Source organism: Spirillospora sp. NPDC000708 (assembly GCF_040299565.1).
Lineage (GTDB): Bacteria > Actinomycetota > Actinomycetes > Streptosporangiales > Streptosporangiaceae > Spirillospora.
In genome coordinates this window covers 63,497-75,911 of the sequence record NZ_JBEPCJ010000050.1, presented here as the reverse complement: position 1 = coordinate 75,911, position 12,415 = coordinate 63,497, and the positions used below count along the sequence as shown (strand labels likewise).

Annotated in this window: 11 protein-coding genes; 6 read left to right on the top strand and 5 right to left on the bottom strand. The window is 72.7% G+C overall.

The window, feature by feature from the left end; translation table 11 throughout:
* Positions 1-881: 881 nt before the first annotated feature.
* Together ABT299_RS30625 and ABT299_RS30620 are read right to left on the bottom strand one after the other, a co-directional pair.
* Positions 882-1,502 (bottom strand): pentapeptide repeat-containing protein, encoded by a 621-nt coding sequence (locus ABT299_RS30625; protein WP_190856059.1) that lies wholly within the window; start codon positions 1,500-1,502, stop codon positions 882-884.
* A gap of 106 nt (positions 1,503-1,608) precedes the next feature.
* Positions 1,609-2,400: a Fic family protein gene (locus ABT299_RS30620; protein ID WP_500252846.1), complete on the bottom strand. Its 792-nt coding sequence runs from the start codon at positions 2,398-2,400 to the stop codon at positions 1,609-1,611.
* Positions 2,401-2,648: 248 nt separating this feature from the next.
* Between ABT299_RS30620 and acs the strand changes: the two genes are divergently transcribed.
* The 5 genes from acs to ABT299_RS30595 all read left to right on the top strand — a co-directional run bounded on the left by acs (position 2,649) and on the right by ABT299_RS30595 (position 8,127).
* Complete coding sequence (gene acs / locus ABT299_RS30615) at positions 2,649-4,616, top strand: acetate--CoA ligase (RefSeq protein WP_241755494.1); 1,968 nt, start codon at positions 2,649-2,651, stop codon at positions 4,614-4,616.
* A 295-nt stretch (positions 4,617-4,911) separates the two neighbouring features.
* Positions 4,912-6,156: a Na+/H+ antiporter NhaA gene (gene nhaA, locus ABT299_RS30610; RefSeq protein WP_500252845.1), complete on the top strand. Its 1,245-nt coding sequence runs from the start codon at positions 4,912-4,914 to the stop codon at positions 6,154-6,156.
* A 27-nt stretch (positions 6,157-6,183) separates the two neighbouring features.
* Complete coding sequence (locus ABT299_RS30605) at positions 6,184-6,615, top strand: phage holin family protein (RefSeq protein WP_500252844.1); 432 nt, start codon at positions 6,184-6,186, stop codon at positions 6,613-6,615.
* A gap of 8 nt (positions 6,616-6,623) precedes the next feature.
* Positions 6,624-7,547, top strand: a complete 924-nt coding sequence (locus ABT299_RS30600; RefSeq protein ID WP_190856054.1) for an alpha/beta fold hydrolase — start codon at positions 6,624-6,626, stop codon at positions 7,545-7,547.
* Positions 7,548-7,644: 97 nt separating this feature from the next.
* Positions 7,645-8,127 carry a DUF309 domain-containing protein gene (locus ABT299_RS30595; RefSeq protein WP_500252843.1) on the top strand — a complete coding sequence of 161 codons (483 nt, stop codon included), beginning with the start codon at positions 7,645-7,647 and terminating at the stop codon, positions 8,125-8,127.
* Positions 8,128-8,150: 23 nt separating this feature from the next.
* Here the strand turns inward: ABT299_RS30595 and ABT299_RS30590 are convergent, their stop codons facing one another.
* From ABT299_RS30590 to nth, 3 genes are all read right to left on the bottom strand, one after another.
* A complete protein-coding gene (locus tag ABT299_RS30590; protein WP_190856052.1) occupies positions 8,151-9,347 on the bottom strand; it encodes a MarP family serine protease in 1,197 nt (398 codons plus the stop codon).
* A 184-nt stretch (positions 9,348-9,531) separates the two neighbouring features.
* Positions 9,532-10,191: an NUDIX hydrolase gene (locus ABT299_RS30585; protein ID WP_387032793.1), complete on the bottom strand. Its 660-nt coding sequence runs from the start codon at positions 10,189-10,191 to the stop codon at positions 9,532-9,534.
* 62 nt (positions 10,192-10,253) lie between these two features.
* Positions 10,254-11,006, bottom strand: coding sequence for an endonuclease III (nth, locus tag ABT299_RS30580; protein ID WP_190856051.1), 753 nt, complete (start codon positions 11,004-11,006; stop codon positions 10,254-10,256).
* Positions 11,007-11,125: 119 nt separating this feature from the next.
* Between nth and ABT299_RS30575 the strand changes: the two genes are divergently transcribed.
* On the top strand, positions 11,126-12,397 hold the full coding sequence (locus ABT299_RS30575; protein ID WP_241755493.1) for a PucR family transcriptional regulator: 1,272 nt from the start codon (positions 11,126-11,128) through the stop codon (positions 12,395-12,397).
* Positions 12,398-12,415: the final 18 nt, after the last annotated feature.

The following is a 12,415-nucleotide window of genomic DNA, read 5'->3' as shown; positions in this document are numbered from 1 at the left end:
CGGTGGCGTGTCCAGATCCTCCACGCCACCGTCCGCCCGCCGCATGTTTGGGCGACCCCCGCCGGGGGGGGAGAGCGGGGGTCGCCTAACGGTCCGGCTCCGGGGGGGTAGAGCCGGTCCGTTTTCCCAGGAAAGTCTCGTGAGATCGGCGGAGCCGTTAGCAAGGCCGGTCTATAGGGGAGGCAAACTCGTTGTCTCCCAGTCTAAGCAGATACAACATATGCTGCCCGACCGCCGCCAGTTCCGTCGAGTCGCAAAGTCGCCCGTAGGGCGGGTGTTTATCCCCATCTGTCGATGCCGCCCCCCTCTTGGTCCCCGTGCCGGGTGGCGGAACGGGGACCACTGGGGTCGTCCCCACCCATACGGAGTGCAACGGGACGGAAGTCGGAGCGTACCGGAGAACCAAAGATTTTTCCGGCCGAGCACCCGATCGGCGACCAAAAAGAAACGGTCACACTGCGTGATCGCTTTGGCGGGCGGACCCTTGGTTGCGGATAGCCCGAAATTGCGCGTTTCGCCCCTTATCGGCGGAAGAAGGCGGACCGGCCGCCGCGGCGGGCGGGGGTCACGGGCCGCTCGGACTTCCGAAAAGGGGCTTGTCAACTGGGCAGATGAGGCGTAGACAGGATCTACGGACCACGCGTCCGGGCACGGCAGCCGGGCACCCACGCGCGACCAGCCGCGGGAGGCGCGCCGAGACGGGCTTGACCCGATCCGGCGATAGTGAGGTGCACGCTTGGTAACCCGGTGTGACGTGATCGGCGACGGCGCTCCCTGGCGAGCGCCGTTCGCTGTGTCCGACACCGCACTCCGCCGACCCGCCGAAGCCGCCGGAGCCACCGGAGCCGTCGAACGCGCCGCCCGAGCCGCCGCGTAGGACGTCAGTCGCCCCGCACGTCCAGGCCGAGGGCCGTCGCGAGCACCACCGCCTGGTACGGGTCGATCACCGCCCCCTTCAGCTCGACGGTGTGCGGATCGATCGACGAGATGTCGCTCCCGCGCAGGTCGCAGCGCGAGAGATCGGCCTGGTGCAGCCAGGCGCCCGACAGGTCCAGCCCGCGAAGCGTGGCGCCGGCGCACCGCGCGCCGGTGAGGTCCGCCTCGCGCAGCCGGACGTCGGTGAACGACGCGCGCCGCAGGTCGGCGCCGGGCAGCCCGGTGAACGACCAGTCCCCGCCGGTCACCTTCATCAGGTCGTGCGTGCAGCCGTCGAACATCCCGCCGACGACCTTGCAGCCGGCGAAGGTCGCGTCGAAGAAGCCGCAGCGGACGAACGTGCAGTTCAGGAACGCCGCGTCGGTGTGCGTGGACGCGTTGAACCGGACACCGCGGAAAGTGCACTCGGTGAACACCGCGCCGGTGCCCGCCGCCTCCGTCATGTCGACGTCCACGAACAGGACGCGCTCGTGCCGCTCACCGGTCAGGTCGCGCGAGTCCCAGTCGGCGGACGCGATGGTGGTCTCGGTGGGCGCAGCCGCGCGCCCGTCCTTCCGTTCGGCCATGGGGACAGCATGGACCTCCCCACCGACGAAACAGCGGGCCATCCACGGCACAACGGCCCCGAGCGGAACAGCCGCCACAGCGGAACAGCGGCGAGAGCCGGTGCGATCAGCCGCGCATGAAGGCTTCGCAGATGGCCTGCGAGTCGCGGGCGGCCGCGGCGACCGCCGCCGAGCAGTGCACGAGCCACTGCGCGACACCCTCCGACGTCCCCGACGCATAGGCGCGGAGGGCTTCGGCATAGTCGTCGCCGAGTTCGGCATGGCCGACCTCTGGCGCGACCAAGGATTTCGGGTCGAGGCCGCGGGCGACGAGCGTGATGCGCTGCGCTGCGCGGGCGATGATGCCGTCGCCCCAGCCGAAGGGCCGCAGCGTCAGCAGCTCGCCGTGCACAATGGCGGCGACCACGAGCGCGGGCGCCTTGGTGGGCTGGGTGAGGAGCCCGCTGAGCGCGTCCAGGCGCGCCGCCACCTCCGCCGGGGACGGCGGGTCGCCCAGCCCGAGGACGTCCTTAACCGGCTGGTCGTCGGCGCGGGGACGTCCGAGGTCGGCGCTGTCGACGGCGTCCGCCGCGGCCAGCACGTGCAGCCGCGCGAGGACCTGGCGGGGCGCCTGCCGCCACGTCTCGGTGAGCGTGCCGAGTTCCGCCGACACCCGCAGCGCCCCCTGGACGACCGGGTCCGTGGGGTTCTCCGTGGTGCGCAGGTCCTCAAGGGTGACCGAGGCGCCTTCCAGCACGGCGGACGCGCGCGCGCCGCGCAGCGCCGACTCCGTGGACACCTCGGCGCTGCGGCGCCGCAGGATGCGGTGGCCGAGCAGCCGGTCCACGGCGGAGCGCGCGTCGGCGACGGCCTCCGCGACGCCGGGCAGGTTCGCTATCTGAGCAAGGGCATCGGTCACGGCCCGACCCTATGCGGTCGCCGGTGCCGCTCGCGCAACCCCCTGCGTGCGCGTAGAACCGAGGCGGTTCCCGCGCCGCGGCACTGGGAAGGCAAGGTGTGTCGGGCATCACAGCACCATCCGGAGCCGTGAGCGCCGGTCGCGCTCTTCCTCGACACTCGGGAATGCGGCCTTGTGGGGGCGGGACCTTCCTGGTGAAGTGGGGATACCGGGCGACCCCCGTTCAGCTAGCAAGGAGTGAGTACGCGTTGAGCCAGAGCCAAGAGACACTGTCGAACCTTCTGCAGGAGACGCGGAGCTTCCCCCCGCCCGCCGAGCTCGCCGCAGCGGCGAACGTCAAGGCCGAGGCGTACGACGAGGCCGCCGCCGACCGCCTGGGCTACTGGGCGGAGCAGGCCGACCGGCTGACCTGGTCCAAGCGCTGGGACGAGATCCTGGACTGGAGCAACCCGCCGTTCGCCAAGTGGTTCGTGGGCGGTGAGCTGAACGCCGCCTACAACTGCGTCGACCGCCACGTCGAGGCCGGCCTGGGCGCGAAGATCGCCTACCACTGGGAGGGCGAGCCCGGGGACACCCGCACCCTCACCTACGCCGACCTGCAGCGCGAGGTGAACAAGACCGCGAACGCGCTGCTGGAGCTGGGCGTCCGCAAGGGCGACCGGGTGGCGATCTACCTGCCGATGATCCCGGAGCTGCCGATCTCGATGCTCGCGTGCGCGCGGATCGGCGCCACCCACTCGGTGGTGTTCGGCGGCTTCTCCTCCGAGGCGCTGCGCACCCGCATCGACGACGCGCAGGCCAAGCTCGTCATCACCGCCGACGGCGGGTACCGGCGCGGCAAGCCGTCCGCGCTGAAGCCGACCGTGGACGAGGCGGTCGCGCAGACCCCGACGATCGAGCACGTCCTGGTGGTCCGCCGCACCGGCGAGGAGGTCGCCGAGAACGAGCGCGACGTCTGGTGGCAGGACCTGGTGGAGCGGCAGAGCGACCAGCACACCGCCGAGCCCATGGACGCGGAGCACCCGCTGTTCATCCTGTACACGTCCGGCACGACGGGGAAGCCGAAGGGCATCCTGCACACCACGGGCGGATACCTGACGCACGTGTCCTACACCCACAACGCGGTGTTCGACCTGAAGCCGGAGACGGACGTCTACTGGTGCTCGGCCGACATCGGCTGGGTGACGGGCCACTCCTACATCGTGTACGGGCCGCTCGCCAACGGCGCGACCAGCGTGATGTACGAGGGGACGCCGGACACGCCCAACAAGGGCCGCTGGTGGGACGTCATCCAGAAGTACAAGGTGTCGATCTTCTACACGGCGCCCACGGCGATCCGCACGTTCATGAAGTGGGGCGACGACATCCCGGCGCAGTACGACCTGTCGTCGCTGCGCGTGCTGGGGTCGGTGGGCGAGCCCATCAACCCGGAGGCGTACGTCTGGTACCGGGAGAACATCGGCGCGGGCCGGACGCCGGTGGTCGACACGTGGTGGCAGACCGAGACCGGCGGCATCATGATCAGCCCGCTGCCGGGCGTGACGGCGGGCAAGCCGGGCGCGGCGATGCGCCCGCTGCCGGGCGTCTCCGCCGAGGTGGTGGACGACCGGGGCGAGCCGGTGCCGAACGGCGGCGGCGGGTTCCTGGTGCTCACCGAGCCGTGGCCGGGCATGCTGCGGACGATCTGGGGCGACGACGAGCGGTACGTCAAGACGTACTGGTCGCGCTTCGAGGGCAAGTACTTCGCCGGTGACGGCGCGAAGAAGGACGAGGACGGCGACATCTGGCTGCTCGGCCGCGTCGACGACGTGATGCTGGTGTCCGGGCACAACATCTCCACCACGGAGGTGGAGTCGGCGCTGGTGTCGCATCCGAAGGTGGCGGAGGCCGCGGTCGTCGGCGCGACGGACCCGGTGACCGGGCAGGCGATCGTGTCGTTCGTGATCCCGCGCGGCAGCGCCGGCGAGGAGGTCGAGGGCGAGGAGTTCCTCAAGGAGCTGCGCGACCACGTCGCCAAGACGCTCGGCCCGATCGCCAAGCCGCGCCAGATCATGATGGTGCCGGAGCTGCCGAAGACCCGGTCCGGCAAGATCATGCGGCGGCTGCTGCGGGACGTGGCGGAGAACCGCAGCATCGGCGACGTCTCGACGCTCGCCGACAGCACGGTGATGGACCTGATCTCCGAGAAGCTGCCGAGCGCGAAGACCGAGGACTGACCGGCGCCCGGAGCGGAGCGCCGGCGGAGCGGAGCCCCGGCGGGGCGGAAGGCGACGGCCGGTCGTCCTTGCTTCGGCGGAACCGGTGGAACGGCCCGGGGACGGCCCGTGGCGGAGCGTGGAACGGCGCTCCGGCACGGGCCGTCGCCCTTCCGTAGGGCCGGGTGCGCCGGTCGGACGGGTAGCCTGGTGATCAGGTGTGCCGGGAAGTCTGGTCGGCGATGGACGCCCCCTCTCGCGTCGGTGTGCGGGCGGGGCTCCGCGTCCGGACCGTCGCCGTCCCCGGGGGTATCCCATGCCGCGCCCGACCACCACGCCCGAGAAGCGCCGTATCGCCCATGTGTGGCCGTTCCGTCCGACGGTCCGGTACGGCGGGCAGGTGGCCGCGGCGCTGCGCACCGAGACGGTCGGCGGGATCGTCATGCTGCTCGCCACCGTGGCCGCGCTGGTCTGGGCGAACACCCCGTGGGCCGATGCCTACAAGAGCCTGCAGAGCCACGAGCTGAGCCCGCACTGGCTGGGGCTGGAGCACATGGACGTGCAGCACTGGGCGTCCGGCGGGCTGCTCGCGGTGTTCTTCTTCGTCGCGGGCCTCGAACTGCGCGAGGAGCTGGCGCACGGGGAGCTGCGCGACCCCCGCGACGCGGCGCTGCCGGTGATCGCGGCGGCGGCCGGCGTGGCGATGCCCGCGCTGATCTTCGTCGCGGTGAGCGCGGGGGAGCCCGGGGCGCTGCGCGGCTGGGCGGTCCCGACGGCCACCGACATCGCGTTCGCGCTGGCCGTGCTCGCGGTGACGTTCTCGTCGTGCCCGGCGCCGCTGCGCGCGTTCCTCCTGACGCTCGCCGTGGTGGACGACCTGATCGCCATCACCATCATCGCGCTCTTCTACACGGAGACGCTGCACTGGACGTGGCTCGGCGCAGGCGTCGTCCTCATAGCCGCCTACGGGCTCCTACAGCGCAGGAACATAAGGTCGCCGTGGCTGTACCTGCCGATCGCGGTGCTCGCCTGGTACTGCGTACAGCGCAGCGGCATCCACGCGACCGTCGCGGGTGTCGCCCTGGGGATGCTGACCGGCGTCAAGGAGACGCCCGATGGCCGGCCCACGAACGCGGAGCGGGCCGACCACGTCCTGCGGCCGCTGTCGGCGGGCTTCTGCGTGCCGGTGTTCGCGTTCCTGTCGGCGGGCGTGGCGCTCAGCGGGTCCGCGCTCGCGGCCGTTCTGGGCGATCGGGTGGCCCTCGGTGTGATCTCCGGCCTGGTGATCGGTAAGTTCGTGGGGGTCCTCGGCGGCGCCTGGACGGCCGTACGGGTCGGCCTGGCGACGCTCGGGGCGGACCTGCGCTGGCGGGAGATCGCGGGAGTCGCGATGCTCGCCGGGGTGGGATTCACCGTTTCCCTGCTGATCGGCGGTTTGGCCTATACCGACCCGTCCCGATTCGAGAGAGTGACGACTGCGGTCCTGATCGCGAGCATCATCGCCTCGGCGGCCGCCGCCGTCGTCTTCCGGAGGAGGGCGCGCCCGCGCCCGGCGGAGTGACGGCCGACCTTGAAGGAGAGGAGCGCCATGTCCGAGGCACTGCCCGGCGAGAGCGTTGAGGACAAGTCCCTCGGCGAGCTCGTCGCGCTGGCGTCCACCAATGTCTCCGCGCTGGTCAGGGCGGAGATCGACCTGGCCAAGCTGGAGCTGAAGGCGGACGCCAAGAAGGCCGCCTACGGCAGCGTGATGTTCACCATCGCCGCGCTGATCGGCGGGCTGATCGTCATCCTGCTGTCGATCGCGCTGGCGTACGGGCTGGTCGCTGCCGGGCTCTACCACTGGGCCGCGTTCCTGGTCGTGGCCGGCATCTACCTGGTGCTCGCGATCGGCCTGATCGGCTTCGGCTACCTGCGCATCCGCAAGATCGACGGGGCGAAGCGGACGCGGAAGACGCTCAAGGACGACTTCGCGGCGCTGCGGCACCGCGGCGACTCGGACACGCCCGCCCTGACGGACTGACCCCTGCCATGTCCGGGCACGACGTGTCCCTGGTCGAGGTCGACGGGCCGTGGACGCACCGCGCCGTCAGCGCCGGCGGGACGCGGTTCCACGTCGCCGAGGCCGGCGAGGGGCCGCTGGTCCTGCTGCTGCACGGCTTCCCGCAGTTCTGGTGGTCGTGGCACCACCAGCTGGTGTCGCTGGCCAACGCCGGGTACCGGGCGGTCGCGGTGGACCTGCGCGGGTACGGCGGCAGCGACAAGCCGCCGCGCGGCTACGACCTGATCACGCTGGCGGGGGACGCCGCGGGGCTCGTGCGCGCGCTCGGCGAGGCGAACGCGGTCGTGTGCGGGCACGACTGGGGCGGGCTGCTGGCGTGGACGACGGCCGTCTACCACCCGAAGATCGTCCAGCGGCTGGCCGTGGTGGGGGCGCCGCATCCGCTGCGGCTGCGGCAGTCCGTGCTGGGCGACCCGCGCGGGCAGGGCTGGGCGACGCGCCACACGTTCGGCTTCCAGCTGCCGATGTGGCCCGAGCGGCGGCTCGTCCGCGACGACGGGGAGCTGGCGGGGCGGCTGCTGCGCGACTGGTCCGCGCCGGGATGGCCGGACGAGCGGACGGAGCGTTTCGTGCGGAAGGCGGTGCAGATCCCGGGGACGGCGCATTGCGCGCTGGAGTACCACCGCTGGCTGATCAGGTCGCAGGCCCGTCCGGACGGCATCCGCTACGCGCACCGTATGCGCGCTCCCATCAACGCACCCACCCTCCAGTTGCACGGCGCCCTCGACACGTGCACGCTCCCGTCCAGCGCCCAGGGGTCGGGACGGTACGTGGCGGCGCCGTACCGGTGGAAGCTCATCGAAGGGGCGGGGCACTTCCCCCACCAGGAGCGTCCGCGCGCGTTCGACGCGCAGCTCCTCGGGTGGCTCTCCGACCCTGAGCCCGAAAGCTGACGCAGAGCCCGAAAGCCGACGCAGAGCCTGAAAGCTGACGCGGGACGCGGCGCTCCGGCGGTGCTCCCGCGATCGAGGCGCCGCGTACGGTTGAGGCATGCGGGATCGTGACGAGTCCGGACGCCCACGCAACGCACGGCCGCGCGACGCGTACGGCCGTCCGCTGCCGCACGGGGCCTCCGGGGTGCCGACCATGCCGGACGACCTCGACATGCCGCCCGAGGAGGCCCTCGTGGAGGCGCAGCGTCTCCTGGACGAGGACCGGCCCTTCCACGCGCACGAGGTCCTCGAAGCTGCCTGGAAGAGCGCGCCGGAGCCGGAACGGGAGCTGTGGAGAGGGCTCGCCCAGGTCGCCGTGGGGATCACCCACCTGCGGCGCGGGAACCTGCGGGGCGCGCAGGCGCTGCTGAGCCGCGCCGCCGACCGCATCGAGCCGTACAGCAACGGGTCGCACGGCACCGAGTCGTACGGTGAGGCCCCTCCGCACCACATCGACGTGGCCGGCATCGTCCGGCGGGCGCGCGCGCTGGCGGACCACCCCGAGGACGCCCCCGTGAAGCTCCGCCTGACAGCCCAGTAGCCGCAGGCCGGTCGGACCGTGTGTCAGTCCGAGCAGCTCTGCGTGCCGACGGGCTTGGTGAGGGACGCGCCGTCCCTGGCGTCCGGCGCGACCTCCTCGGCCGTCAGCGCGTACCCGGTCGACGGCGTGTCCAGCGCCGCCGCGAAGATCACGCCGTAGACGCGGCCCTCGGTGGACAGCAGCGGCCCGCCGGAGTTGCCCGGCTCGACCTTCCCGCGGATCGCGTAGATCTCGCGGCTGACCTGCCCGGCGTGGTAGATGTCCGGGCCGCGCGCGGTCTGCCGGGCGCGGATCCGGGCGGCGCCCGGCGTGAACGGCTGGTTCTTCGGGAACCCGGCGATGATCGCGCTGTCGCGGACCCGCGCCTCCCCGGCGAACTTCAGCGGCTGCGCGTCCAGCTCCGGCACGTACAGCACCGCGATGTCGCGCTTCGGGTCGTACAGCACGACGCGGCCGCGGGTCCGGTTCCCGGTGCGGGACTCCACGATCGACGGCCCCTGGGCGCCCGCGACGACGTGCGCGTTCGTCATGATGTGCTGCGGCGCGAACACGAACCCGGTGCCCTCGATGCGGCGCTGGCACTGCGGCGCGGTGCTGACGACCTTGACGATGCTGTTCTTGGCCTCGCGGAGGCCCGCGGTGTTGAGCACCGACTCGTCCGGCGGCGGCACCTGCACCACCGACTCGCCGCCGAGCCCGTTGAACACCTGCGGGAACTCACTGCTCTTCACGAACCCCTGGAACGAGGTGAACCAGGTCTGCGCCTGCGCGGGCATCACCCCGTTGATGCCCTTTATGATCGTCGAGCCCTTGACCTGGGTGCGCACCGGCTTGAACTCCGAGTTCGCCACCAGGTTGCCGAAGAACCAGGCGACGACCAGCAGCGACAGCGCGCTGACGAAGGTGCCGCCGACCGCGTCGGCGGTGCGCGCGTTCAGCCCCGTCACCCGGTTGCGCAGCACCGCGCCGACGGAGGAGGCGATCAGCTGCCCGAGCGTGGCGGCCAGGAAGGCGACCACGATGGCCAGCAGCGCCTGCTGCGCGGCCCCGTTCACCGTGGCCTCGGCGATCGGCGGTGCGATCAGCACCCCGATCACGCCGCCGCCGACGAAGCCGACGAAGCTCAGCAGGCTGACGATGAAGCCCTGCCGGTACCCCGAGACTCCGAACAGCACGACGAGCACGAGCAGGATGAGATCGAGAACGTGGTCGTGCAGCACCGCTTCACCGTATAGGGCGCCGGGCCTGCTTCACGTCCCCTCAACGGACCAGTTTGGAGTGCGGCGGATGACCGTGCAGTGCGACGCGGCGCGGGCCCCGTCCGTACCCGGGATGACGCCGGCTCCCTGACCTGCGCGGACTCCGGGCGGGTCGGGAACGGTCCAGGCGGGGTGGCGCCCGGGGTCAGCCGCGGGACGCGAGGGACAGCACCTCGGGCGGCAGGTCCTCGACGCGACTCGCGTCCCAGGGGCGGTCCCAGCCGCCCGCGACCAGCACCTGCGTCAGCACCGCCGCCGTGAACCCCCACACCAGCATGCCGCCGGCGCGGAACGCCGGGCCCATCTTGATCCCGGACGGGTGCCGGACCGTCAGCCGGTTCGCCGGGTCGGCCAGATCGGCGATCGGGACCCGGGCGACCAGCGCGACCTCGCCCGGATGGCCGGGCGCGACCTCCGACGGCTCCCGCCACCAGCCCGCGACGGGTGTGACGCGGTGCCGGCTGTGCGACAGGTACAGCTCGGGGAGCGTGCAGAGCACGTCCACGCCGGACGGCTCGACGCCGGCCTCCTCCCACGCCTCCCGCAGCGCCGCCGCGACCGGCCCGTCGTCGCCGGGGTCGATCCGGCCGCCGGGGAACGCGGGCTGCCCGGCGTGCTTGGACAGCGTCGCGGCCCGCTCGGTGAGCAGCACGTCCGGGCCGTCCGGGCCCTCGCCGAACAGGATCAGCACGGCGGCGGCGCGGGCTCCGGGCGCCGGTTCGAACATCGGCGGGACCGGCAGCCGCGGCGCCTCGGCGCGGAACCGGTCGAGCCACGGCGGGCAGGTGGATGCGATCTCGGTCACGCCACTCCCAACTCCGGAACGCCCGCGTTCCTTCCCGGCGGGAACGGTTCCATCCCCGCCGGTCACGAGAACGGGCCCGGCTTGACGAGCTTGCGGGCGGTCTCGGCGTCGACCGGGCCCGTCCCGTAGGCCGGGCAGTCCCTGGCGAGCGGGCAGGCACCGCAGGCGGGACGGCGCGCGTGGCAGATCCGGCGGCCGTGCCAGATCAGCCGGTGCGACAGCATCGTCCAGTCCTTGCGGGGGAACATCTCCCCGATCTCCTTCTCGACCTTGACCGGGTCGTCCTCGGCGGTCCAGCCGAACCGGACGACCAGGCGCCCGAAGTGGGTGTCGACGGTGATGCCGGGCACGTCGAACGCGTTGCCCAGCACGACGTTCGCGGTCTTGCGGCCGACGCCCGGCAGCGTGACGAGGTCCTCCAGCCGGCCCGGGACCTCGCCGCCGAACCGGTCGCGGAGCGCGGCCGACAGCCCCATCACCGACTTGGTCTTGGCGCGGAAGAACCCGGTCGGCTTCAGCAGCGCCTCGACGTCCTCGGGGTCGGCGGCGGCCAGGTCCTCCGGCGTCGGGTACTTCGCGAACAGCGCCGGGGTCGTCAGGTTCACCCGCTTGTCGGTGGTCTGGGCCGACAGCACGGTCGCGACGAGCAGCTGGAACGGGGTGCCGAAGTCCAGCTCGCAGTGCGCGTCGGGGTAGGTCTCGGCGAGCACCCGGTTCATCCGGCGGGCGCGCCGCACCAGCCCGATCCTGGTCTCGTTCCGGAACCTGCGCGCCCGCGCCGCCCCGCCCTGCACCTGCGACCGCTCCGTCGTCATACGGCAAGCCTAGGACCTCGCCGGTACCGGCGGCGGCGAAGAAATTTCGGGCCAAGCGCGTAATCGCGGCGGGTTCCCGCCGTCTCTTCAGCACGTAGTACCCCGCGAAGGAGATCTCATTGTCTGAGTCCAGCCAGGTGGTTTCCCTTCCCGCGCGCCGCATCGACCTCGGGCTGTCGTTCGACGGCTCCGCCCGGCTGGCCGCTCGGCTGCGCCCCCAGGTGCCCGCCGTCGCCGAGGAGGCGGCGCGCCGGATCGAGAAGCGGCTCCCCGAGTTCGTCCGGCCGCACGACCCCCGCTACGGCCGGGTCATGGAGGCGGCGGTGGAGTGCGCGATCGGCCACTTCCTGGACCTGCTGGCCGACCCCGGCGTCTCGTCGGCCGACGTGCTGGACTTCTGGCGGCGGGTCGGCGCCGGCGAGGCGGGCGAGGGGCGCACGCTCGACGCCTGGCAGACGGCGGTCCGGATCGGCGCCGGGGTCGCGGTCGAGGAGCTCACCGAGCGCGCCGGGCGGCTCGGCTACCGGGCCGACGCGTCCACCATGGCGGGCATCACGCACGCGATGTTCGACTACATGAACCAGCTCGCGGCGGCCGTCTCCGAGGGGCACGCCGACGCCGCCGCGCGGGCGGCCGGGTCGCAGCAGGACCACCGGCGGCGGCTGCTGGACCTGCTGCTGGACGACCCCGCCCCCGCCGCCCGGGACCTGCGGGAGGCGGCCGGCGAGGCGTCCTGGCCGCTGCCCCGGACGGTCGCGGCCGTGGCGCTGCGCGAGCGCGGCCCCGAGACGCGGCGGCCGTCGCTGCCGCCGGACGTGCTGCTCGGCCTGCACCGCGCCGAGCCGTGCCTGATCGTCCCGGACCCGGAGGGGCCCGGCCGCTCGCGGCTGCTGGAGCGGCGGCTGGACGGCTGGAGCGCCGCGATCGGTCCGGCCGTGGAGCTGACCGGGGCGGCGCGGTCGCTGCGCTGGGCGCGCGACGCGCTGGACCTGGCCGACCAGGGCCTGATCGACCGGGATCCGCTCGCCCCGGACACCCCGATCGCCGCCGAGCTGCACATGCCGATCATCGTGATGATGCGGGAGCGGGACCTGGTCGAGAAGGTGATCGAGCGCCGGCTCGCGCCGCTGCTGGCGGCGCGCCCGGCGCAGCGGCACCGGCTCGCCGAGACGCTGCTGGCCTCGCTGGAGTGCGGGTTCAACGCGACGGCGGTCTCCGGCCACCTGCACGTGCACCCGCAGACCGTCCGGTACCGGTTCCGGCAGCTGGAGGACCTGTTCGGCGACAGCATCAACGCGACGTCGGACCGGCTGGAGCTGCACATGGCGCTGCGGGCGTGGCTCGCCCTCAATCCCGAGCCGTCCGCGCGCGAGCAGCTCCGCTACGGCTGACCGCCTCCGGTGTGCGCG